At 38.1% G+C, this 25,240-nt stretch carries 23 protein-coding genes; 17 read left to right on the plus strand and 6 right to left on the minus strand.

Translation table 11 applies throughout. The features are described from left to right. Positions 1-146 precede the first annotated feature (146 nt). The gene (locus tag GJ691_RS19850; RefSeq protein WP_281351271.1) at positions 147-278 is read left to right on the plus strand and encodes a hypothetical protein; all 132 of its coding nucleotides are present in this window, start codon (positions 147-149) and stop codon (positions 276-278) included. Between the two features lie 4 nt (positions 279-282). Here GJ691_RS19850 and rsmG read toward each other — a convergent pair whose 3' ends face one another. Continuing rightward, positions 283-918: a 16S rRNA (guanine(527)-N(7))-methyltransferase RsmG gene (rsmG, locus tag GJ691_RS16425; RefSeq protein WP_154368875.1), complete on the minus strand. Its 636-nt coding sequence runs from the start codon at positions 916-918 to the stop codon at positions 283-285. 108 nt (positions 919-1,026) lie between these two features. On the opposite strand from rsmG, the gene GJ691_RS16430 reads away from it, so the two are divergent. After that, positions 1,027-2,130 (plus strand): fatty acid desaturase family protein, encoded by a 1,104-nt coding sequence (locus GJ691_RS16430; RefSeq protein ID WP_154368877.1) that lies wholly within the window; start codon positions 1,027-1,029, stop codon positions 2,128-2,130. A 13-nt stretch (positions 2,131-2,143) separates the two neighbouring features. Further along, a complete protein-coding gene (locus GJ691_RS16435; protein ID WP_154368879.1) occupies positions 2,144-3,328 on the plus strand; it encodes a pyridoxal phosphate-dependent aminotransferase in 1,185 nt (394 codons plus the stop codon). A gap of 53 nt (positions 3,329-3,381) precedes the next feature. Here GJ691_RS16435 and GJ691_RS16440 read toward each other — a convergent pair whose 3' ends face one another. Both GJ691_RS16440 and trkA read right to left on the minus strand, forming a co-directional pair. Next, positions 3,382-4,872, minus strand: a complete 1,491-nt coding sequence (locus GJ691_RS16440) for a TrkH family potassium uptake protein (protein WP_154368881.1) — start codon at positions 4,870-4,872, stop codon at positions 3,382-3,384. Between the two features lies 1 nt (position 4,873). Further along, positions 4,874-6,223: a Trk system potassium transporter TrkA gene (gene trkA, locus GJ691_RS16445; protein ID WP_154368883.1), complete on the minus strand. Its 1,350-nt coding sequence runs from the start codon at positions 6,221-6,223 to the stop codon at positions 4,874-4,876. Between the two features lie 251 nt (positions 6,224-6,474). On the opposite strand from trkA, the gene ubiE reads away from it, so the two are divergent. Together ubiE and porT are read left to right on the plus strand one after the other, a co-directional pair. Next, a complete protein-coding gene (gene ubiE / locus GJ691_RS16450; RefSeq protein ID WP_154368885.1) occupies positions 6,475-7,203 on the plus strand; it encodes a bifunctional demethylmenaquinone methyltransferase/2-methoxy-6-polyprenyl-1,4-benzoquinol methylase UbiE in 729 nt (242 codons plus the stop codon). 3 nt (positions 7,204-7,206) lie between these two features. After that, entirely contained in the window at positions 7,207-7,902 is a 696-nt protein-coding gene (porT, locus tag GJ691_RS16455; RefSeq protein WP_154368887.1) for a type IX secretion/gliding motility protein PorT/SprT, read from the plus strand. A 50-nt stretch (positions 7,903-7,952) separates the two neighbouring features. Here the strand turns inward: porT and GJ691_RS16460 are convergent, their stop codons facing one another. Further along, positions 7,953-8,681 carry a TrmH family RNA methyltransferase gene (locus GJ691_RS16460; RefSeq protein ID WP_154368889.1) on the minus strand — a complete coding sequence of 243 codons (729 nt, stop codon included), beginning with the start codon at positions 8,679-8,681 and terminating at the stop codon, positions 7,953-7,955. A 24-nt stretch (positions 8,682-8,705) separates the two neighbouring features. On the opposite strand from GJ691_RS16460, the gene tamL reads away from it, so the two are divergent. The 12 genes from tamL (at position 8,706) to GJ691_RS16520 (ending at position 22,698) form a co-directional block, all read left to right on the plus strand. After that, positions 8,706-11,315, plus strand: coding sequence for a translocation and assembly module lipoprotein TamL (tamL, locus tag GJ691_RS16465; protein WP_179955157.1), 2,610 nt, complete (start codon positions 8,706-8,708; stop codon positions 11,313-11,315). Between the two features lie 59 nt (positions 11,316-11,374). Further along, positions 11,375-12,442, plus strand: coding sequence for a class II fructose-bisphosphate aldolase (gene fbaA, locus GJ691_RS16470; RefSeq protein ID WP_154368891.1), 1,068 nt, complete (start codon positions 11,375-11,377; stop codon positions 12,440-12,442). A gap of 26 nt (positions 12,443-12,468) precedes the next feature. Further along, the gene (gene accD, locus GJ691_RS16475) at positions 12,469-13,329 is read left to right on the plus strand and encodes an acetyl-CoA carboxylase, carboxyltransferase subunit beta (protein ID WP_154368893.1); all 861 of its coding nucleotides are present in this window, start codon (positions 12,469-12,471) and stop codon (positions 13,327-13,329) included. Positions 13,330-13,418: 89 nt separating this feature from the next. Continuing rightward, positions 13,419-13,688 (plus strand): 30S ribosomal protein S15, encoded by a 270-nt coding sequence (gene rpsO / locus GJ691_RS16480; protein ID WP_154368895.1) that lies wholly within the window; start codon positions 13,419-13,421, stop codon positions 13,686-13,688. 217 nt (positions 13,689-13,905) lie between these two features. Continuing rightward, a complete protein-coding gene (locus GJ691_RS16485; RefSeq protein ID WP_154368897.1) occupies positions 13,906-16,128 on the plus strand; it encodes a polyribonucleotide nucleotidyltransferase in 2,223 nt (740 codons plus the stop codon). Between the two features lie 151 nt (positions 16,129-16,279). After that, a complete protein-coding gene (locus tag GJ691_RS16490) occupies positions 16,280-17,143 on the plus strand; it encodes a sigma-70 family RNA polymerase sigma factor (RefSeq protein ID WP_013304569.1) in 864 nt (287 codons plus the stop codon). A gap of 325 nt (positions 17,144-17,468) precedes the next feature. Then, entirely contained in the window at positions 17,469-18,179 is a 711-nt protein-coding gene (locus tag GJ691_RS16495; RefSeq protein ID WP_154368899.1) for a peroxiredoxin, read from the plus strand. 163 nt (positions 18,180-18,342) lie between these two features. Further along, a complete protein-coding gene (locus GJ691_RS16500) occupies positions 18,343-18,564 on the plus strand; it encodes a VF530 family protein (RefSeq protein ID WP_154368901.1) in 222 nt (73 codons plus the stop codon). Next, a complete protein-coding gene (locus GJ691_RS16505; protein ID WP_154368903.1) occupies positions 18,565-19,014 on the plus strand; it encodes a tRNA (cytidine(34)-2'-O)-methyltransferase in 450 nt (149 codons plus the stop codon). Positions 19,015-19,165: 151 nt separating this feature from the next. Next, positions 19,166-19,828, plus strand: a complete 663-nt coding sequence (gene rpe, locus GJ691_RS16510; RefSeq protein ID WP_154368905.1) for a ribulose-phosphate 3-epimerase — start codon at positions 19,166-19,168, stop codon at positions 19,826-19,828. Next, positions 19,825-20,796, plus strand: coding sequence for a YpdA family putative bacillithiol disulfide reductase (locus GJ691_RS16515; protein ID WP_154368907.1), 972 nt, complete (start codon positions 19,825-19,827; stop codon positions 20,794-20,796). Before rpe ends, GJ691_RS16515 begins: the two co-directional genes overlap by 4 nt. Before the next feature lie 750 nt (positions 20,797-21,546). Next, on the plus strand, positions 21,547-22,698 hold the full coding sequence (locus GJ691_RS16520) for a tyrosine-type recombinase/integrase (RefSeq protein ID WP_179955158.1): 1,152 nt from the start codon (positions 21,547-21,549) through the stop codon (positions 22,696-22,698). A 684-nt stretch (positions 22,699-23,382) separates the two neighbouring features. On the opposite strand, the gene GJ691_RS16525 is transcribed toward GJ691_RS16520, so the two are convergent. Next, positions 23,383-24,690, minus strand: a complete 1,308-nt coding sequence (locus GJ691_RS16525; RefSeq protein ID WP_154368911.1) for a DUF3987 domain-containing protein — start codon at positions 24,688-24,690, stop codon at positions 23,383-23,385. Beyond that, complete coding sequence (locus GJ691_RS16530; protein WP_154368913.1) at positions 24,687-25,190, minus strand: hypothetical protein; 504 nt, start codon at positions 25,188-25,190, stop codon at positions 24,687-24,689. Before GJ691_RS16530 ends, GJ691_RS16525 begins: the two co-directional genes overlap by 4 nt. Between the last annotated feature and the right edge of the window lie 50 nt (positions 25,191-25,240).

A 25,240-nucleotide genomic window follows, 5' to 3' on the forward strand; every position in this document is an offset into this window, starting at 1 on the left:
CACATTTTATAATCATCAGTATATCAGTTAATTAAAAATGTTTTTATAACATTTATTTGGAACTAGGACAATTTGTATGTAAATTTAACGTTAAGTAATTGTAAATTAATAGCATTTTCAATGCGATCTAACTTAAAAATGGAATTATGAAGAGAGATAATAACAATACAGCAACCTCTACAGAAAACATGTTCTCTTATTTAAGTAGAGTACAACGATACATGAAAAAATATGCGGAAAATTGCCGTTATTCTTTCAACTCCATGTTATCGATTTAAAAAATCAGCCTTTAAACTTCATAGGTAAGTATACCACCTTCTTCGTATCATAGAATTCTTCGGTAAAATAATCGGACAATTCAAATATCTCTGCATTTCTGTAGTCTTTCAGCTCCTCTGATAAATCACCACCTTTTAAATAAAGGATACCGTTACGCCTTTCGTGTACGGATTCTTTCTTTATGCGTCCTTTTACCCAATGAACAAAGGTCGGCATAGCGGCAACGGCCCTACTCACAATAAAATCGAATTGGGCGTTCAATTCCTCAACCCTACTGTTAATAGGCGTTACGTTCTGCAATTGGAGACCCTCAACGACCTCTTCAACGACTTTGATCTTCTTTCCAATCGAATCTACCAGTGTAAATTTTGATTCTGGAAAAAGAATGGCCAAAGGTATTCCCGGGAACCCCCCACCGGTGCCAACATCCAATATTTCACTACCTGGTTTAAACGTTTGAACTTTAGCAATACCCAATGAATGCAGTACATGCCGCAAGTATAATTCTTCGATATCCTTCCGGGATACCACATTGATCTTTAGGTTCCAATCTTTATACAATTCTTCCAATTGCACAAACTGATGTTGCTGATTATCAGATAAATTGGGAAAATATTTAAATACTATCTCAGCTTTCATGCTTATCTTTGTATTTGGCAAAAATAGTACTTAAAGAATTCCTAATTAACCAAAAGATTATAATTAATCTATTATCATTGCCTTATATTTACGAAAAGCTTACAACAAATGGATACAAAAACAGTGCGATTCTCAAGAAAAGATTCCACCCAATTTTTCAAAACTTTAAACAAGAGAGTAAACGAATATTTCAAGGAAAACCATAAGAAAAAAACCGGCGACTGGCGATTACATCTAAAAACATTGGTCATGTTCGCTATGTTCCTTACACCTTATTTTTTAATATTGACATTAGGGCTTCCCAATTGGGCCAACTTACTATTGACCGTTGTTATGGGAACCGGAATGGCCGGAGTAGGAATGAATGTTATGCACGATGGAAATCATGGATCGTATTCTTCAAAAAAATGGATCAATAAAATTATGGGAGGTAGTATATACATCCTTGCCGGAAATGTCTATAACTGGCAGGTTCAACATAATGTTCTACACCATACCTACACCAACATTCACGAACATGATGAAGATCTTGAAGCAGGACGCATCTTACGATTTTCCAAACATGCGGAATGGCATAAATACCACAAATTTCAACACTACTATTCCATTTTCCTTTACGGTCTATTGACCTTCAACTGGGCCATTACCACCGACTTTCAGCAAATGTACCGATATATGAAACGTAAACTTTCTTTTGGAAAGTTCCCGAATCCGGTGATCAACTGGAGTACCTTGGTCATTACCAAGACCATTTATGTAACCATTTGGATCGTATTACCCATGCTTATTTTGGATATTGCTTGGTGGAAAATCCTGATTGGATTTTTTGTTATGCATTACGTGGCCGGTGTAATATTGAGTGTGGTTTTCCAATTGGCACATGTCGTTGATGAAGCGGAAACCCCATTGCCCGATGAAAATGGCACTATGAAAAACACTTGGGCCATTCATCAATTGTTCACTACGGTTAATTTTGGAACCAAAAACCGTATCGTGAACTGGTTTACCGGCGGACTTAACCATCAGGTTGAGCACCATATTTTTCCGAATATCAGTCATATACATTACACAAATATTTCGAAAATTGTTAAACAAACTGCAAAAGAGTTCAATTTGCCTTATAATGAATATAAAACTACTAGAAAAGCTATAATTTCGCATTTCAAACACCTGAGGGAGTTGGGAAGAAACCCCAACTTACAGATACAGTAAATTTATACATTAGATGAACAACCATTTATCAGACAGAATTAACAATATGGCCACATCGGCCACATTGGCGATGGCTGCAAAAGCCAGGGAATTAAGAGGCCAAGGCAAGGATATTATTGGATTGAGTTTGGGTGAGCCCGACTTTAACATTCCCGATTTTATCAAAGATGCAGCAAAAAAGGCAATTGACGAGAATTACAGCAGCTATTCACCGGTCGACGGTTATGCTGACTTAAAACAAGCCATATCCAACAAATTCAAAAGGGACAACAATCTTGAGTATGGGCTAAACCAAATCGTTGTATCAACAGGGGCCAAACAATCCTTGGCGAATATAGCCATGATAATGTTGAATAAAGGGGACGAAGTTATTTTACCGGCACCTTATTGGGTCAGTTACAGCGATATCGTAAAGCTTGCAGAGGGTGTTCCCGTGGAAGTATCTACCAGTATAGACACCGATTTTAAAATGACGCCCGAACAACTTGAGGCTGCCATTACACCTAAAACCAAAATGATGTGGTTCAGCTCGCCTTGTAACCCTAGTGGTTCTGTATATAGCGAAGAAGAGCTCAAAGGATTGGCAGAAGTTCTTAAGAAACATCCAAATATTTATGTGGTATCGGATGAAATCTACGAACATATCAACTTTAGGGGTGGCCATGTAAGTATTGCAGGCATTGAAGGTATGTACGACCGTACCATAACAGTAAACGGGGTTTCCAAGGCATTCGCAATGACCGGATGGCGTATTGGATATATCGGAGCTCCTGAATGGATCGCCAAGGCCTGTACTAAATTTCAAGGTCAGAACACCAGTGGCGCCAATGCCATTGCCCAAAGAGCTACGATTACCGCTTTGGAAGCACCAGTGAGCAAAATACAGTTTATGATCGATGAGTTTCATAAACGAAGAGATTTGGTTCTTGGACTATTAGGGGAAATAGAAGGTTTCAACCTCAATGTTCCTGAAGGGGCCTTTTATGTATTCCCTGATATTTCCAGTTTCTTTGGAAAAACCCTGAACGGTACTAAAATCAACGATGCATCGGATTTTGCACTTTATTTATTGGAAAATGCGAATGTCGCCACAGTAACCGGTGCCGCTTTTGGTAACCCTAACTGTATTCGAATATCTTATGCCGCTTCAGAAGACGAATTAAAGGAAGCTATCTCAAGAATAAAAGCGGTCTTATAGAAATACAATCAATATATTTACAAAAAAACAACCCGCAATAGCGGGTTGTTTTTTTATACGTCTTTCCAAAAATACGGAGTCAAGATAATCAGTACGGTAAAAAGTTCCAATCTTCCTAAAAGCATTAGAAAACCGCACCACCATTTTCCCAACATCGGCAATCCGTTAAAATTACTTAGAGGGTGTAGTGACCCCAAAGCAGGACCTACATTACCCAATGATGAAGCCGCGCCACCCACAGATGATTCAAAATCCAACCCCAAGAAACTCAATCCCAAGGAACCGATTATGAACAATAACATATACAACACAAAAAATGCGATTACATTATAAACGATATGCTCCCTCACCGTCTTGTTGTTATAGCGTACGGGAATTACCGCATTGGAATGCAAGGTTCTCTTAAACTCCAGCAAACCGTTCTTTATAATCAAAAGGTGTCGCATTACTTTTATACCACCGGCCGTTGATCCTGCGGAACCACCAAGGAAAAACAAACCAAAAAAGAAAACTTTTACAAATGGGGTCCAGTTCGTGAAATCTGCCGTAACGAAACCAGTTGTGGTAATGACCGAGACCACTTGGAAAAGAGCGTGCCTAAAAGAACTTTCCGCTTCTCCATAAGGCATAGGATGATACTCGGAAACCGGAATATTGGCCTTAAAATAAACCACTAAGGCAACAACTATTGAAAACAATACTATAAAACCGAAATAGAATTTGAATTCCTCATCCCTAAGGATTCTCTGCACCTTTCCCTTAAAAGCAAAATAGCTAAGTACAAAGTTGCTACCTGCCAAAAACATGAAAAGAATTACAATATATTGTATTAACGGCTCATTGTTCCAATAGGCCAAACTAGCATTTTTGGTTGAAAACCCGCCGGTGGACAGGGTGGCCAAGGAATGGTTCAAAGCATCGAAAAACGACATTCCGGCCAATTTCAACAAGATGGTTTCCGCGATGGTATACCCAACATAAATATACCACAAGCGTTTCGCGGTATCGGTAATTCTAGGGTGTAGTTTATCAGCACTTGGGCCGGGTGCTTCGGCCGCGAACAACTGCATGCCCCCAATACCCAATAACGGAAGTATGGCTATCGCCAATACAATGATTCCCATTCCCCCGATCCAATGGGTTAGGCTTCGCCAAACAAGAATACCTTCCGGCAAGACCTCGATATCATCCAAAATCGTAGCCCCTGTTGTGGTATAACCCGATATGGTTTCGAAAAAAGCATTGGTAACATCAGGTATAGCTCCTGAGAACAAGTAAGGCAACATTCCGGAAATCGACATTACGATCCAACCAAAGGTTACGATAATGTACCCTTCTTTTCGTTTTACCTCCTTCTTGTGATTTCTGGTAAAGTACATAGCCGTGGTACCAACGAACATAGATGTAATCGATGCCAAGGCAATATCCAAAGTTGCCCCATCCTTATACACCCCACTCATTATGGCGGCAAAGAGCATAAAAAGACCATTAAAGAGCAACAGTAGCCCCATTAAATGGAAAATAATTTTGGAGTTCAACGACATATTAAAGGAATAAACGTTCAATTTTAGGTATAGCCTCAGGAAGACTACAAACCACTACCCTATCACCTGCCATTATCTTGAACCCTCCAAGGGCAATGATCCCTTTCCCGTTTCTTACAATACCTCCGATAGTAGCTTCACGGGGAAAATCAATTTCCCGTATTACCTTTCCGGCCACCCTCGAAGATGGTTTTACCTCGAATTCAAGAATTTCGGAATTGATATTGTTCAGTCTCATAAGCTCAACGACCTCCCCTTTTCGAATATGCCTGAAAATATGGTTCGCGGCCAATAGTTTTTTATTGATCAATGTATCGATACCAATTGAGTGCGAAAGCTGAAAATAATCCATATTCTCAACCAAAGCTATGGTTTTCTTAATGTTTTTGGATTTGGCAACTAGACAGGACATGATATTGGTTTCCGAGTTACCTGTTACGGCCACAAAGGCATCCATAGAATCCAAACTTTCTTCTTCCAACAACTCAACATTTCTACCATCCCCATTAATAACAAGTGCATTGGGCAGGTCATCGGCGAGATCAAAAGCCTTTTCCTTGTTCTTTTCTATAACTTTAACATTGAATTTCTTGGCACACAAGTCCCTTGCCGTTTTAAAACCAACCTTGCTACCGCCAAGAATCATCACGTTCCTGATTTCTTCTTTCTTTTTATTGGTCAGTTTATACAATTCATCAACGCCCTCCGGAGTTGTAATGAAATACACTTGATCACCTTCCTTGAAGACAGTATCCCCTCGGGGAATTACCGTAAACTGTGTACCCAATCGTTGTAGGGCAATTGGCATAAAATGAAGCTCTGGGAATATTTGGGCCGCTTCTTTGACCATTTTACCCACAAAGGGTGCCTTTTTCTGTAAAGAGACCCCGATCATAATCAATTCGCCCCCCTCAAACTCATACGTATCATTAAAAGCCGACTTGTTCAATAACAATTGTATCTCCGAAGCAGCCAGCTGTTCCGGGGATATCAACTCATCTATTCCCAATTCGGTAAAACGAATAAGGTCTTTATTATGGATAAACTCAGTATTCGAAATCCTTGCGATGGTTCGTTTACACCCCAACTGTTTGGCCAACATACAAAAAGTAATATTGGTCGTTTCCGAAGAAGTAACACCTATAACCAATTCAGATTGATGAACCTCTGCTTCCTGCAATAATGAAATCGACGTAGCATCACCCCTCAATACCTTAATATCCAAATGGTTATCAGCATACATCAAACTCTCTTTCTCCGTATCTATCAGCGTTATGTTCTGAGATTCGTAGGAGAGTAATTTAGCTAGGTGAAAACCCACTTCACCTGCACCGGCAATAATAATTTTCATTGATTACATGTATTGATTTCACAGTTAAGAACATCATATCTTAATTGCTTTTCAAATAGAAATATTTTAAGAAGTAATACGCCTAACAAACAGCCCATTGAATAAATATATGCATAAAATGCGCGACAAAATTACATTTTTTTTAGGTTCATCCCCATTTTAAAGGTTGAATAGTTTAACACCTATACGGTTTCATAATAAAATAAAAGCCAAACTATTACCTAAATCGTATCTTTGCCCAAATTTTTTCAATGACCAAAAAAGTAACTCCATATCAAGATTCAGAACTTGGGAAAAAAGAACAGGTAACCCAAATGTTCGATAAAATTTCGGGAAATTATGACGGACTGAACCGTGTCATTTCATTTGGAATAGATATTAAATGGCGTAAAAGGGTAGTGGCCATCCTGAAGAAGAAAAAACCGGATATGTTATTGGATATAGCAACAGGAACAGGGGACTTGGCCATTAATCTTGTCGATACCGGTGCAAAAAAAATTATTGGTTTGGACATTTCTCCAGGAATGTTAGAGGTAGGTAAGCAAAAAGTACTGGATAAAAAACTGGCCAAAACCATTGAAATGATAGTGGGCGATAGCGAAAACCTTCCTTTTGAGGATAATACTTTTGATGCGGTTACTGTCGCTTTCGGGGTTAGAAATTTCGAAACCCTTGAAAAAGGCCTTGCAGAAATTCGTCGGGTACTGAAACCTAAGGGCACTTTCGTTGTCTTGGAAACCTCGGTCCCAACCAAAACACCTTACAAGCAAGGGTATGGTCTTTACACAAAATACATACTGCCCAAGATAGGTAGAATATTCTCGAAAGATGATTCTGCCTATGCGTATCTTAGTAAATCGGCCTCAGTTTTTCCACATGGACAAGAGTTCAACAATATTTTACGTAAAATCGGGTTTATAGATGTAGTGAACAAACCGCAAACCTTTGGGGTTGCATCTATTTACATAGCCACAAAATAAACTATGAAAAAATTTATATTGATCCTGATCGGAATGACTTTCCTGAGTCAACCGATAATGGCGCAATTTAATGAGGATCCCATCATAAATTTGGAGAATGAGGATGAACCTTTCTTAAATTGGGGATATTATTTAGGTTTTAACCAATACGATTTCAAATTTGATTATAAGAATGATGCCAAACACATTTTGGTCGATAAATCATTTGGATTCAATGTGGGGCTTATTGGCGAAATGCGCATCAACGAATTCTTGGATGTTCGTTTTGAACCGGGACTATTATACAACACCAGAACTTTAGGTTTTCCGGGGTTCACCGAAGAAAGCGATGCGATCAGGGAGGTTAAATCTACCTACATCAATTTTCCTTTACTTCTGAAAGTCAATACCAGAAGATTAGGGAACTGGAAGCCATTTTTAATCGGAGGCGCTTCAGCTTCCATGAATTTAGGGAGTAACGAGGATAGCTTGGATGACAACTCGACCGGTACGTTCCGAATGAAAAAAATGGTCTACAATTATGAATTGGGTTTCGGAATAGATTTTTACTTGGAATACTTTAAGTTTACACCTTCCATAAGAGGTGTCTTCGCCATTACCGACGAACTTGTTCCCGATAACGACCCTGATAGCCCATGGACAAGTAATTTGAACGGCATTCGAACCAGAGGATTATTTATCAACTTCACTTTTGAGTAATGGTGATTATCAGAAAAGACAACTGGCCGATTTGATACCAAATCCCCCCATCACTTTTCCGATCTTCTTATTTCATTCAAAAAAATGGCAGTAGCGGTGGCCACGTTAAGACTCTCCGTTTTTTGACCACCGAATTGTGGAATGGTTATTTTATGGTTTACCAAATCCGCGATTTCCTTAGAGATACCGTTCGCTTCATTTCCCATTACCAGAATTCCTTTTTCGGGCATTTTTGTTACATGTACATTTTCCCCGTTCATAAATGTACCATAAACCGATAGTTCGGAAGATTTTATAAATTGGAGTAAATCGGTATACACTATATTGACCCGGGTAATGGAACCCATCGTTGCCTGTAATACTTTTGGGTTAAAACAATCGACCGTATTTTCCGAACACACCAGTTGCCTAACACCGAACCAATCACAAAGCCTAATTATCGTTCCCATATTTCCCGGGTCGCGAACATCATCCAACGCCAAAATCCATCCTTGTTCCTCTATTGGTTTTACCAAGGGAAATTTAAATACCCCAAGAACTTTATTCGGGTTCTTCAGGTTACTTATACGCTTAAGATCGGCCTCCGAAACCAACTCAACATTTACTTGTTCGGCACTGACCAGATTATTATTAATTGCATACACTTTATGGGCCTCGAAATTGGAGTCCAAAAGCTCCCTAACCGTCTTAATACCCTCTACCACGAACATTCCATGTTGAATTCGGTACTTTTTTTGCTGTAAGCTTTTTATAAACTTTATTTGGCTTTTACCAACCATTGAAATAATGTATTTTTGATTTCTATGAGAATAGTGTTTCGTATTAAAAACCCCAGCGCTAAAATAAGCCTATTATTTTTTGCCATAGCACTTGCCTCATGTAATACCTTGAAGCGGGTAGACGAAAATGAACTGCTTCTTACCAAGAACAATATTTATGCGGATGATGAAAAAGTGAACAATGAGGATATACATAGCCTTATAATCCAGAATCCTAACAGCACTTTATTAGGCTACCCATTAAGATTGAACCTCTATAATCTCGCGAAACAAGATCCAGATTCATCCTTTCAAAATTGGTTATATAAAAAAGAAAAAAGAAAGGATCGGTTGGTGCGATTACTTTCCGAAAAACAAGTCGATAGACTAGGCGAATCTTTTTTGGTCAAAGGATTGAGCGAATGGCTTAAAAACATTGGGGAACCCCCTTCTATCATAGACACTTCCAACACCCGAAGGTCTTTGGAAAGACTAAAGGCCTATTACAGTAGTAAGGGGTACTTCAACAATAACACCACCTATGAAATCGATACACTTAGACGCTCCAAAAGAGCAGAAATCGATTACAAGATCACCCTGGGCAACCCATACATGATCGATGGTATAACGAATAAAATATCCTCGAAAACCATTGATTCCATTTATCAATTACATAAATCCGAATCTTTAATAAAGGACGGAGAACAATTCGACCTTGTTGATTTTGAGAATGAACGCCAAAGATTGACCTCGATTTTCAGAAATACGGGAATACGAAATTTTCAGGAAAGCTCTATCAATTATGCCATTACCAGAGACTCCACTAAGGCAGGGAACGACCAGAAAATGAGTGTCGATATGAATATTGACAACCTAAGACTTAGAAACAACAATAATGTCTCTACTTCTGAATATAAGATAGAAAAGTTCAAAAAAATAAACATTTATACCGACTTTATACTCAATGGCGAAGAAACAGGTAACAATGTTATCGACTATGACGGGTATACCATTTATTATAAAGATAAATTAAGGTATAAACCCAAAACATTGGCCGATGCCATCTTTTTTGAAAAGGACAGTATATATAGGGAAATGAACCGGTCAAGAACCTATAGACAAATTACGAACCTGAACGTTTTCAAATACCCCTCAATAGCCTTTGAGACCGATAGTACACAAACTGGGCTTACGGCCAATATATATTTGACCGAGCGACCCAAGTACTCCCTGGGTATGGATTTGGACGTTTCCCATTCCAACATTCAACAAGTCGGTTTAGCTTTTAGTCCGTCATTACAGGCCAGAAACCTTTTTAAAGGGGCTGAAAACCTAAGTTTAACAGGAAGGTTGAATGTAGGATCGTCCAATGATGAAAGTATAACCGCGACAGACAATCGTTTCTTAAATCTTTTGGAGTTTGGCGCAGACATCAACCTAACCATTCCCCGAATATGGTTCCCTTTTATCAATACCAATAAAATAATCCCGAATTACTCCCTACCCCAAACCAGACTCTCCCTTGGGACCAGTTTTCAGAAAAACATTGGGCTGGACAAACAAACCTTGAATAGTATTTTAGGATATAATTGGTCTCCCAACGACCTTAAGAAACATAGCATTGAACTTCTGAACATACAATATGTAAAAAATGTAAACCCGGATAGGTTTTTCTATGTTTACGAAAACACCTATGAAAGTTTGGACGAAATTGCCGATTCCTATGATGATGCGGACGAATACCCAGAACTTGCGACATATTTTGAGACTTCTGATGACAGTAATAACCCCGAATTGACCATACCCAATGGAGCCAATGATTTTATAGACGCAATTATTGATGGCGATATCTCTTCTTCGAGTGATGACTATGACGATGTTAGAGGTATTAAGGAAAGAAGGGACCGACTTACGGAAAACAACCTGATTTTCGCTACGAATTATACCTACAACACGAATAATAAAGCTGGGATTACCGACAATAGTTTTCATCGGTTTCGCTGGAAAGTCGAAAGTGCCGGAAACTTCCTTTCAGCATTGACCAACATTATTCCTTTTAACGAAAACAGTGATGGGGACCGGTTGGTTTTCAGCGTGCCCTTCTCCCAATACATTAAAACTGAATTCGACTATATTAAATATTGGGATTTACGGCAATCTAAGGTGTTGGCCTTTAGAAGTTTCTTTGGTATCGCCATACCATATGGCAATTCTGACAATATTCCCTTTGTTCGTAGTTATTTTGCCGGGGGCTCAAATGACAACAGGGCATGGAACCCGTATTCCCTTGGTCCTGGAAAAACCGATGAAACCAATGATTTTAATGAAGCTAACCTAAAGTTGGCCTTGAACCTGGAATATAGGTTCCCTGTAGTAGGTGACATTAAAGGGGCGATTTTTGCCGATGCGGGAAATATATGGAACGTTTTGGACAGTGAGGATGACCCAGACAAAACTTTCAACGGTATTGAATCCTTGGCCGATATTGCCTTGGGTACCGGTTTTGGTATTCGATATGATTTTACATACTTCTTGATTCGTGTAGATTTAGGCTTTAAAACCTATAACCCTGCCGAAGAAATTTCAAAAAGATGGTTCAGGGATTATAATTTTGCAAATTCCGTACTACAAATAGGCATAAACTATCCCTTTTAGACCTAATTATTTATTACTTTTGCACTTCACTTTTTAAGAAATCTAAATACTATATAATTATGGCCCATAACATAAAGCCAGGTGTAGCCACCGGAGATCAAGTTCAGGAAATTTTTAATTATGCAAAGGAAAAAGGATTTGCCATACCAGGCGTTAACGTTATAGGTTCTGACACCATTAACGGCGTATTGGAAACCGCAGCAGAGTTAAACTCACCGGTTATCGTTCAATTCTCTAACGGTGGTGCCCAGTTCAACGCAGGAAAAGGATTATCAAACGAAAATCAACGTGCCGCTGTCCTAGGTGCAGTTGCCGGAGCAAAACACGTACATCAATTGGCCGAAGCATATGGTGCTACCGTTATTCTTCATACCGATCACTGTGCAAAAAAATTATTGCCTTGGATCGATGGTATGTTAGATGCCAGTGAAAAACATTTTGCCGAAACTGGAAAACCTTTGTTCAGCTCACATATGATCGACCTTTCCGAAGAACCTATTGAAGAAAATATCGAAATCTGCAAAGGGTACCTTGAAAGAATGAGCAAAATGGGAATGACCTTGGAGATAGAATTGGGAATTACCGGAGGTGAAGAAGATGGTGTTGACAATTCAGACGTTGACGATTCCAAACTATACACCCAACCAGAGGAAGTAGCTTACGCTTATGAAGAGCTTTCTAAAGTTAGCCCTAGATTTACGATTGCTGCCGCTTTTGGTAACGTACATGGTGTTTACAAGCCCGGTAACGTAAAATTGACTCCGAAAATCCTTAAGAACTCCCAAGAATATATCACCAAAAAATACGGTGTTGAACACAATCATATCGACTTCGTTTTCCACGGCGGTTCAGGATCTTCAGTTGAAGAAATTAGGGAAGCAATCGGTTATGGTGTAATTAAAATGAATATCGATACCGATTTACAATATGCATTCTTATCCGGGGTTAGGGATTATGTTCAAGATAAAAAAGACTATCTTCAATCCCAGATCGGCAACCCTGAAGGTGCAGATGAGCCAAACAAAAAATATTATGACCCAAGGGTATGGCTACGTGAAGGGGAAAAAACCTTTGTTGCCCGATTGAAAAAAGCGTTCGAAGATTTAAACAATGTAAATACTTTATAAAAGTAGTTTAACCCAATATGGAAGATATGTCGTTGTGGTTTAAAAGAAAGGAAAAAGGAATTCAGACAGCTACTGAACAAAAAAAGGACACCCCAAAGGGCTTGTGGTACAAGTCCCCAACAGGTAAGATAGTTGAATCCGAAGAATTGGCGAAGAATTATTACGTCAGTCCTGAAGATGATTATCATGTTCGAATCGGTAGTAAAGAATATTTCGAAATTCTTTTCGACGACAATAAATTCACCGAATTGGATGCCAAATTACATGCAAAGGACCCTCTTAAATTTACGGATACCAAAAAGTACACAGATCGCTTAAAAGCGGCCCAAAAGAAAACCGGTCTTAAAGATGCAGTTCGTACGGGGTATGGCAAATCCTTAGGAAAGGATATCGTCATCTCTTGTATGGACTTCAACTTTATCGGAGGTTCAATGGGAAGTGTTGTTGGTGAGAAAATAGCAAGGGGGATCGATTATGCCATTAAGAAGAAAGTTCCTTTTGTCATGATCTCGAAATCAGGTGGCGCCAGAATGATGGAAGCTGCCATTTCTTTGATGCAAATGGCAAAGACCTCGGTGAAATTAGCACAATTGGCAGAGGCTAAGCTTCCATATATATCTTTGTGTACAGATCCAACGACCGGTGGTACCACCGCATCGTACGCGATGTTGGGTGACATCAACATTTCAGAACCCGGTGCATTGATCGCTTTTGCAGGTCCACGTGTAGTCAAGGAAGCCACAGGCAAAGATTTACCTGAGGATTTCCAAACTGCCGAATTTGTTCAAGAACATGGTTTCCTGGATTTTATAACGCATAGAAGGGATTTAAAGAAAAAAATAAATCTTTATATCGATTTGATTCAGAACAATCCAGTTCGTAAATAAAAAACCTTTTTTAACCGAAAATATTATTATCTTTGCGCCCTGATTGAAAATCAATCGGATACATAAAAATCATTAAAAACAATATTGGAATGTATTTAACGAAAGAGATTAAGGCCGAGATTTTTAAAAAACACGGCGGTAAAGAGGAGAACACAGGTTCTACGGAAGGTCAAATTGCTTTGTTTACACATCGCATCAACCATTTGACAGGTCACCTTAAGAAAAACCACAAAGATTATAATACCGAACGTTCATTGGTAAGACTGGTAGGTAAAAGACGAAGTCTTTTGGATTACTTGAAAAAGAAAGATATTGTAAAATATCGTGAGCTTATCAAGGAGTTAGGCATTAGAAAATAAAAATCAAGGGGGAAGCTAGGCTTCCCCTTTTTTATAAAACTGAATTTATTTCAGTACTTATTACCCAAAATCCCTGAATTGAATTCAGGGTAATACAAAAAGCTGCACACAGTTTTTCATTGGTCAAGACACAACAACACAACAAATCCGACCAGAAAGAATGTCGGATAGACCATTGTATAATAAACCTGAAAGAATCAGGTTTTAAATCGAATTTATGATTCCAAAAGTATTTAAAGAGGTCATTGACCTTGGTGACGGTAGGGAAATTTCTATCGAAACCGGAAAATTGGCAAAACAGGCCCATGGCTCTGTTGTTGTACAATCAGGAAAATGTATGTTACTATGTACGGTAGTATCAAATTACAAACAATCTGATGTTGATTTCCTACCCCTAACGGTAGATTATCGTGAAAAGTTTGCCGCTGCTGGTCGTTATCCAGGCGGATTCTTTAAAAGGGAAGCTAGACCCAGTGACGGTGAAGTATTGACCATGAGGTTGGTAGACCGGGTATTGCGTCCACTTTTCCCAAAGGATTATCATTCTGAAACCCAGGTAATGATCCAGTTAATGTCCCATGACGATGAAGTTATGCCAGATGCCATGGCCGGTTTGGCAGCATCTGCTGCAATTCAATTATCTGATTTTCCTTTTGAATGTGCTATTTCAGAAGCAAGGGTAGGTCGTGTTAACGGTGAATTCATCATTAACCCTACAAGGGCACAATTAGAAGAAAGTGACATTGACATGATGATCGGTGCATCTGCCGATTCTGTCATGATGGTAGAAGGTGAAATGGGAGAGATTTCTGAAGAAGAAATGGTCGAAGCCATTAAATTCGCCCATGAAGCCATCAAAGTACAATGTGCCGCACAAATAAAGCTAGCAGAAGCATTTGGCAAAAAAGAGGTTCGTGAGTACGAACCTGAAAGAGAAGATGAGGAATTGGCCAAGAAAATACATGATATGGCCTATGATAAGGTTTATGCCGTGGCCAAAGCCGGTTCTTCAAAACATGAAAGAAGTGCTGCTTTCGCAGAAATCAAAGAAGAAATCAAAGCTTCTTTCTCAGAGGAAGAATTGGAAGATATCGGTGGATTGGTATCCAAATATTATAGCAAAGCCGAAAAAGCCGCTGTACGTGACCTTACCTTAAAAGAAGGTCTACGTTTAGATGGAAGAAAAACCGACGAAATCAGACCTATCTGGTGTGAAGTTGATTATTTACCTTCTACCCACGGTTCATCAATCTTTACCCGTGGTGAGACCCAAGCTTTGGCGACCGTTACTTTGGGAACTTCAAGAGAAGCTAACCAAATAGACATGCCTTCCTATGAAGGCGAAGAGACATTCTACCTTCATTATAACTTCCCTCCTTTCTCAACAGGTGAAGCAAGACCTATCAGAGGTACTTCACGTAGAGAGGTAGGTCATGGTAATTTGGCCCAACGTGCCTTAAAAGGTATGATTCCTGCTGATTGTCCTTACACCGTAAGAGTAGTATCAGAAGTTTTGGAATCTAACGGTTCCTCTTCAATGGCTACGGTTTGTGCCGGTACAATGGCGTTGATGGATGCTGGAGTTCAAATGAAAAAACCGGTTTCCGGTATTGCTATGGGATTAATTTCCGATAGTGAATCTGGCGACTATGCCGTTCTTTCCGATATTTTGGGTGATGAAGATCACTTAGGAGATATGGATTTTAAAGTTACAGGTACCGCAGATGGTATTACTGCTTGCCAAATGGATATCAAAGTAAAGGGATTATCCTATGAAATTCTTGTAAAAGCACTAAAACAAGCCCAAGCAGGTCGTTTGCATATTTTATCCTTGCTTACCGATACCATTGCAACTCCGAATGCGGATGTTAAAGGACACGCTCCAAAAATGGTGACACGTGTTATACCTAATGAGTTTATCGGTGCTTTGATCGGCCCAGGTGGTAAGGTTATCCAAGAATTACAGAAAGCTACCAATACAACTATAGTTATCAATGAAGATCCCGTTACCGAAGAAGGAATCGTAGAGATTTTAGGTACGGGTCAAGAAGGAATCGATGCTGTATTGGCAAAAATAGACTCCTTATTGTTCAAACCTGAAGTAGGTAGCGTATATGAAGTGAAAGTAATCAAAATGTTAGATTTTGGTGCTGTTGTTGAATATATGGATGCCCCAGGAAATGAAGTATTGTTACATGTTTCCGAATTGGCTTGGGAACGCACGGAAAATGTCAGCGATGTAGTGAACATGGGTGATGTTTTTGATGTAAAATACTTCGGTATTGACCCAAGAACACGTAAGGAAAAAGTTTCTCGAAAAGCCCTTTTACCAAAACCAGAAGGTTATGTAGAAAGGCCGCCTCGTAGTAACGACCGTAATCGTGGAAGGGATGATCGTCGCGGAAGGGACAACAGAGATCGTAAACCCAGAAGAGATTAATCGATAAATCGATGTAATACCAAGCCCTGACGATACCCGTCAGGGCTTTTTTTATGCATTTTGGTAAATAATTTGAACCCTTTTGTAACATTTGAATCTTTTTTACGTATAAGTATATGCAGTCTATGCAAATTGAACTTAAATACAGTAGATGAGACAGCTTAAGATTACAAAACAGGTTACCAATAGGGAAACCGCATCTTTGGACAAGTACTTGCAAGAAATCGGCAAAGTGGATTTGATTACAGCAGATGAAGAAGTAGAATTGGCACAACGCATCAAGGCAGGCGACCAGATCGCTCTTGAAAAACTCACAAAGGCCAATCTTCGATTCGTGGTATCGGTCGCCAAACAGTACCAGAACCAAGGACTTACGCTACCCGATTTGATCAATGAAGGAAACTTAGGATTGATTAAAGCGGCACAACGATTTGACGAAACGCGTGGATTTAAATTTATCTCATACGCCGTATGGTGGATTCGTCAATCCATATTACAAGCACTGGCAGAACAATCCCGTATCGTTCGTTTGCCTTTGAACAAAATCGGATCTATTAACAAAATAAACAAAACCTTTGCATTTTTGGAGCAAGCACATGAAAGAATGCCTTCTGCCGAAGAAATTGCCAAGGAATTGGATATGACCGTTGAGGATGTTAAACAATCCTTGAAAAACTCAGGTCGGCACGTATCAATGGATGCCCCATTGATCGCTGGTGAGGATTCTAACTTATACGATGTACTTCGTAGTGGGGAATCCCCAAATCCTGACAGGGAGTTATTGCACGAGTCTTTACGCACCGAAATAGAGCGAGCTTTGGAAACCTTAACACCAAGGGAAGCCGATGTCATTCGTCTTTACTTTGGTTTGGCAGGGCAACATTCAATGACCTTGGAAGAAATCGGTGAAACCTTTGACCTTACTAGGGAAAGGGTGCGTCAAATCAAGGAAAAAGCGATTAGACGCCTAAAACACACTTCAAGAAGTAAGATCCTAAAAACCTATTTAGGATAAACAATTGCAATTCCTATTATGTTAAATTCTCCTTAAATTGGAAAGTTGGCATATATATTGTAATTTTATAGTTAACAACAGTTTATCATGACTGTTCGTTTTTTGATTGATGAATAAACTCCGGCTGATTACCGGAGTTTTTTCATTTTACACCATTTCTCAAATCATTTCTTAGCCCAATTAACCTTGATGTCATTTTACACCCTCCCTCCATTGTTAATGAATTCATAAATCACATTTTATGTAACATTAGTAGCTTTTTACAAGCTCGCTTAGCGGCTACCTTTAAATTCAATTTTTAGTAATCCAATAAAATATATAAGAAATGGAAGAACAAATGGAACAAGCTATCAGCATGCCAAGAATTGGCGATGCAGCTCCAGAATTTAAAGCGATCACCACACAAGGCGAAATCAATTTCCCAGCTGATTATAAAGGGAATTGGGTCATACTTTTTAGTCACCCTGCAGATTTCACCCCTGTTTGCACATCAGAATTCATGACGTTCGCAACAATGGAGGAAAAATTCAATGAAGCGAATTGCAAACTTGTAGGTCTTTCTATTGATGGTCTTTATAGCCATATAGCATGGCTGCGCACAATAAAAGAAAAAATAGAATACAAGGGAATGAAGGATGTCGAGGTCAATTTTCCATTGATCGAGGATATTACCATGGATGTCGCCAAAAAATATGGAATGATCCAACCTAATGAAGATTCAACGAAAGCGGTAAGGGCCGTGTTCTTCATTGACCCCAAGGGAATCATCAGAACCATTATTTATTACCCATTAAGCCTAGGAAGGAATTTTGATGAACTTTATAGGGTGATCATAGCGCTACAGACTGCCGATGAGTTCGATGTGGCCACACCTGCGGATTGGTACCCAGGAGATGATGTAATCATTGGGCCAGCCGGTTCATGCGGCACGGCCAAGGATAGAATGGAAGATGGTGATATCGACTGTAAAGACTGGTTCTTCTGTACTAAAAAAATGGACAAGGATATGGTGTTGAACAGAGTTCTTAAAAAGTAAAAAACACCATTTTATCTTAACAAACATAAGGCAACCGCTAATATTTCGGTTGCCTTTCTGTTTTCTAATAAATAATACAATTGGATTTCGTGGGATGAATCGCCCCCGATGGGTTTCATTTTGCTTTACAAACCACTACATTTGTCTTAATCAGTCAATAAAAATGAGTAACGAGCAACCCAACAACCCCTTACACGGTGTAAAACTAACGGATATCCTAGAACATCTTACCAAAAATTATACATGGGAAGAGCTGGCCAACCAAATAAACATCAATTGCTTTAAAAACAACCCGACCATCAAATCATCACTGCGTTTTTTGCGCAGAACGCCATGGGCCAGGGAAAAGGTCGAACGTTTTTACTTACACTCAATTCAAAAATAAATGCCATTCAATATCGTTCTTATTGAACCTGAAATCCCTAATAACACCGGAAACATTGGTCGTTTAGCCTTGGCTTCGGGATCAAACCTCCATTTAGTCAAACCCTTCGGATTCGAAATTGATGACAAAAGATTAAAACGGGCAGGATTGGATTATTGGCCCCATATTTCCCTCTATATTTATGATAGTATAGAAGATTTTTACAAAAAACATAACAATAAAAACCTCGTTTACTTATCCAGCCACGGCACCAAAGACCATTGGTCCATAGAATATGAAGATGACATGTTCTTTGTATTCGGAAAGGAATCGGTAGGTCTTCCTGATTCCATAACCAAAAACAATATCGACAAACTATACAGAATACCACTTTACAGTCCGCATGTGAGAAGCCTTAATTTAGCCAACGCTGTTAGCATAACCGTCTATGAAGGTTTAAAACACATATAATCCGCAACTAAAGTAAATCCTCCCAAATTAAAATAGCTGAAAAACAAGGCTATCGTTTAATTCACAAAACAATCCGAATTTAAGATAATGCAGCCCTTGTTGAATACCATGGCAAATCCTTACTTTTGCATAAATCCTTGCATAACGTATTATGAGCAACATAAAAATAGCCCCCTCTCTTTTAGCAGCCGATTTTGGCAACTTGCAACGCGACGTTGAAATGGTGAACCAAAGTGAAGCCGATTGGCATCATATAGATATTATGGACGGGGTTTTCGTACCAAATATCTCTTACGGAATGCCCGTTGTCAAAGCGATTAAGGAACACGCTACAAAACCATTGGATGTTCATTTAATGATCGTTGACCCTGACAGGTATATAAAAACCTTTGCCGAATTAGGGGCAAGTGTGCTTACCGTACATTATGAGGCCTGCAATCATCTTCATCGCACATTACAGGCCATAAAGGCCGAAGGGATGAAAGCCGGAGTTGCCATTAATCCGCATACCAATATAAGCTTATTGGAAGACACCATAAAAGACATTGACGTAGTATGCCTAATGAGTGTGAACCCTGGTTTCGGCGGACAGTCTTTCATCGAAAATACTTACGAAAAAATCAGGTCATTAAAGGCCATGATTCTAGGAAAAAGGGCAAAAACAAAGATTGAAATAGATGGAGGCGTTACCTCTAAAAATGCCAAAGCCCTCGTCAATGCCGGAGCCGATATATTAGTGGCCGGGAGTTTTGTGTTCAAAAGTGACAACCCAACACAAACCATACATGAACTTAAGGAAATCGTACACGAATGAACCATTATGATATAGTAATTGTAGGTGGCGGACCTATAGGTATTGCCTGCGGATTGGAAGCCAAAAAGAATGGGTTGAATTTCCTTATCATTGAAAAGGGACCCATTGTAAATTCCCTTTTCAACTACCCTGTTAACATGCAATTTTTTTCTTCTTCGGATTTATTGGAGATTGATGGTATTCCGTTTATCAGTAACGAAGCCAAACCGAAAAGAAATGAAGCCTTGGAATACTATCGTCGTATCGTTACGAGTAATGACCTTAATATGCACCTTTTTGAAAAAGTGGATAATGTAACCAAAACCAATGATGGTTTTAAGGTACGAACCGATAAAAAAACATATACATCTTCACAGGTAATCATAGCTACCGGTTTTTATGACATACCCAATTTATTGGGTATTCCCGGGGAAGAACTTAATAAGGTTTCCCATTATTATAAAGATCCCCATTTTTACGCCAATCAAAAATTAGCCGTAATCGGAGCAAGTAACTCCGCCATCGATGCAGCATTGGAATGTTATCGAAAAGGTTCGGAAGTTACACTGATCATACGACAGAATGAAGTTGGACAACGGGTTAAATACTGGGTACGACCAGATATCATCAACCGAATTGAGGAAGGAAGTATAAAAGCTTATTTTAACTCAAGCGTTCAAGAAATAAAACCTGGATCGCTAATCGTAGATACTCCCGAAGGCACGATTGAGTTGGAAAATGATTTTGTTTTGGCACTTACCGGATACCAACCAAATTTCAGTTTTCTTGAAAAATTAGGGGTTCAACTTTCCGATGATGAAAAAAAGCTTCCTCAATACAATAAGGAGACCATGGAAACGAATGTAGAAGGACTTTATCTTGCCGGGGTCATTTGTGGCGGTATGGAAACACACAAATGGTTTATAGAAAACTCGAGGATACATGCACCGATGATTATAAATTCCATTTTGGCGAAAACAAAAAATTGAAATATATAGATTGACTTGATGATGCCTTCCTCTAGTAAAATTCCAACACTTCTCGATAGATATCTTGGCTCTTAGCCGTTAGCCGTTAGCCGTTAGCCGTTAGCCGTTAAAATCAATAAAATTAGAATTTGGAATTGGCTCCCTCCCTTCCCTACAAGACTCCGCCTTGAAAGTCAAAAAGCCACAAAATCATACCGGGATTGGCTCCCGCCCTTCCCTACAAGGCTCCGTCTTGAAAGTCAAAAAGCCACAAAATCATACCGGGATTGGCTCCCGCCCTTCCCTACAAGGCTCCGCCTTGAAAGTCAAAAAGCCACAAAATCAAAAAAGCAAGCTTTATGATTTTGCTTGCTTTTTGACTTATTCGTGACCCCGGAGGGATTACAAATTACCATATCCAATCATAACCAACTTTAGCCCACCTTACTTCTAATACTCTGCTTATTACTAATTTAAGGTAAGTTTAGCAAAAACATATCAATATTTACGAACCTTCCGCAACCTTCTTACTTCAAAAAAAAGTGACACAAAAAGTGACACATTTTTGAAAGTGTGTCACTTTTTGATTAACATTGAATAAAGTTTTACAAAATGGCTAAATTGACCTATAAAATACGAAAGGCAAGCAACAAATCCGGCATTATTCAATTACACTTCAATTACGGCACAAAATCCAGACTTAGATACTCCACTGGACTCAAGGTTCAAAATATTAAAAACTGGGACACCAAAACCATGCGGATAAAAAATATGGTCGCGGAATTAGACAAGAACTACATCAATAACAAATTGGATGACCTGCAACACCAATTAAATAAAAAATACACCAAGCTACTTGAAAAACAAAACACTGCCATAAGTAATGACATACTTATTGATTTTTGTGATCAATTCTTCCAAAAAACCAAAGATCAAGAAGGAAACACTGCAATTGAACTTTTACCCTTTTATGATTGGTTTATTGAAAACTACTCAGTTAAGCCATTAATTAGCTCATCAAAGCCCCTCCAGAAAGGAACAGCCAAAACCTATAGAAATGCTTATTGCATTATAAAAAGATTTAATGACACCGTTTATAGAGTACGTTATGACAAAATCAATTATAAATTTTATAACGATTATCTCAATTGGTTATATGAGCAAGGATACTCAACCAACTATATAGGTACACAAATAAAAATCCTCAAAACAATCTTGATTGCAAGTCATGAACTCGGGTACCACACCAATACTGAGTGCCGCAAAAAATATTTTAAAAAACCTACCGAGGTAATAGACCACATCTTTCTTAATACCGAAGAACTGAAAAGAATAAAAAAACTGGATTTATCCGATTTTAAAAACATAAAGACTAAAACTGGTGTTTTTCTCACCAAAGACAAAATGGATAGAGCCCGCGATCTATTTCTAATTTCCGCAAACACTGGCTTAAGGGTAAGCGACTTTAATAAGCTTGAAAAAGACAACATAATTACAGTCGATAACAAAAAATACTTCCAGTTAACCACTAAAAAAAATAACAAGCCAATTATAATACCAATTAATTCTACAGTGATTGAAATTCTCAATAAACGGAATGGAGAACTTCCCAATAAAATGCCAGAACAACATATCAACTATGCTTTAAAGATAATCGGTGAAAAATCTGGGATTGATACATTGGTTAAGATTACAAGAACAACTGGAGGAATTAAAGAAACCGAAGAATACAAAAAACACCAATTAATCACCAATCATACAGGAAGAAGATCATTTTGTACCAATGCCTATTTGTCCGGCATGCCTGCAATTGATATTATGGCCATTAGTGGACATTCCTCTGAAAGGGTATTCTACAACTATATAAAGGCGAATAATCTTCAAAGAGCTATGAAGATTTCGGAAAATAAATTTTTCTCTTAAAAAGCTAAATCACCCTATTAAATTACAGCTGTCCCTGCTCAACTTGGCATGGTAGGACTCTACCTAATTTCCTTCCTAGAGGGTTAAATTGTTGGTTTACTGTTTTTTTTTGATAAATATTTAACTGAATATTTAAGTAGATAAGGGTGGGTAGGGAATATGGTAGTCTAATACCCTTTTACTAGGGTTTTCTATGTGAACAAAAGAAATATAGCAAAACAATATCGGGTAGTCTCCTACCTGCCTTCTGCCCTAGTAGGTTAAACTGTTGGTATACAATTTTTTGAATAAATATTTACTTGCACATTTATATAGGCAAAAGTGGGTAGGTAAAAGGGTAGTCTAATACCCTTTTCTTTGGTTTTTCCTTGAGGATTTATGAGTTTAGGCAAAACTTCATGGGGTAGGTCCATACCCAAATGGTAGTCATTTAAGTAGTAGTTTTTAATAATTGATTAAAGATTGGACTTTTTCTTAAATCCTCTAAGTTCTTCTTTGTTAAACGAGTGGTAGTATGGTAAGGAAACTGGAAACCGGAAACAAATTAATCAAGAGTCAATGATAACAGGCGTTAGACGTTATTAAATATCTAAACTAAGTTTCCAAATCTTTAAGTACCTCGATTAGATTGGAAACTTAAACTAATGACCAAATCTGCCAAGTAAGTAATGTTTATAGGGTATTTCAGAGATTGGTTTCCGGTTTCCAGTTTCCTGAACTCTTATTGTTCCATAACTTTGATACTTGACCCTTGGAGATTCCTGTTAATTCCACTACTTGTTTTTGAGATGCGTTATTCCGTTTAGCTCTTTTAATCAATTCTTTATTGAAGATCTTATCATCAATGTCTTTATTTTTTAAACCTATTACTATTTTGAAATTGATAAAATAAAATTCATTGATAAGGATGGCTAAATCGACTGTTTTAGCAGTTATTTTAGATTGGTAATCCTTGTTTATGGAATTACTCATTAAATGGACCAGAATAATAAGTTTATATATGCTTATCTGCATTTTAGCATTGTATTCCTCTTGTAGACTAGGAAGGCTATCTTTTTTGTAAATAAGCCTTTGAAGATAATCGTTTAACATATCCTCCGCATCTTTTTCGAACGGAATCGTGAAATCCTTTTTTTCACTTTCCATGTGTTTTCGGTAATCCAAGAGGGTTTTGAGAGAATTATTGTAGTTGTCAATTACAAATTGAGCAATAAATCCTTTAGACAGTTTATTGTTGCTGGTCAATGGTGTTGTAAATAATATTCTATCGATAAAGCCACTTTCAAGATTACCGTTGGCGAACATTTTTGGAATGAACTGATGCTGAATCGACCCCAAAATTGTAGGGTATGATTTGGGCATCCTATAACTTTCGGTTGTCTTTCTACCTACGTCGATATGATGATTTGTGAATCCCTGAAGTAAAAACGATCTCCAATTTGCCCCTTCATTATTGTTATTGTTGCCCATTTTTTCGATTAGTCCATACAACTCATCAACAAATAAACCTATGGAGTATGGGTTCTGGTAATGAGTAAACATAGCCGCTTCTATTGTGGCATTTTGAATCAATAATTGTTTTCGTTTGATATTTATTATGTTGTGGTCAGAATTGACATTGTCATTAGCCTCTTTTTTTTCTTTTTGATACTTAACATATCCTTCGTTATCAAAGTCATTTAGTTTGTTTGTGGCAAGAGTCATAGCTGGTGATTTTGAATCACCTCTACTACCAATTAGGGCAAAATATAGATTAGCATAGTTTTCATAATTATTGTGCTCAACTTTGAATGCTAAACCTGCGGCATTACTAAAAGCGAATAGAATTGAAGTCAACATATATTCTTTTGGTATTCTTTTATGCAAGAAGGCGTTTTCAATAATTTCGCGATACACGGATGGTAATTTATCAATTATCTCTTCTAATTTTTTTTGGGCAAATCTTTTGTTTTGGTCCGACTTCTCGTTTAATGGTAGTTTGTTGTATGTCATGGATTGAAATTTTCAAGTTGAACTTTGATGCCTTTCGATACTTCTTCTACAGACCAAGCGTTTCCAAAAAAGGCATTTTTATTTTTACTAATAGATAACAATTCAATAAGTTTTTTGACCACCTCACCCTTTTCTTGGAAAGAAATCAACTGCTGTTTATCCAATTGGCCGCCTGCATGTTCTAGTAATGAACACCTTAATCGGTTGTTCATTTTGTTGGTTATATCTTCAATAATATTTTCAAATGGAGTATCAATAATTTTATGCAGCTCTTTATGTGGTATTGGATTGTCAATCGTTGTTTGGTACTTTTCTAATAATAAACCAAGACAATAAGCATATAGGTTCGCAAAATATTTATTACGATTAAATGATTCATCTAGGGTAGTATTAATATAGTCTAGGATGCAGTTAAATGCATTTTTATCCTGATTGTTGACCTCTAGATGAGTGCCTTGTAATCGTATTGAAAGATGTTCAATTGCTTGATTAAGATTCATAATAATTATTTTATAGACTTATTCTGTTTAAGAATACCAAGCTTTATTTT

This window comes from Maribacter luteus (assembly GCF_009674825.1).
GTDB classification, from domain to species: Bacteria; Bacteroidota; Bacteroidia; order Flavobacteriales; family Flavobacteriaceae; genus Maribacter_A; species Maribacter_A luteus.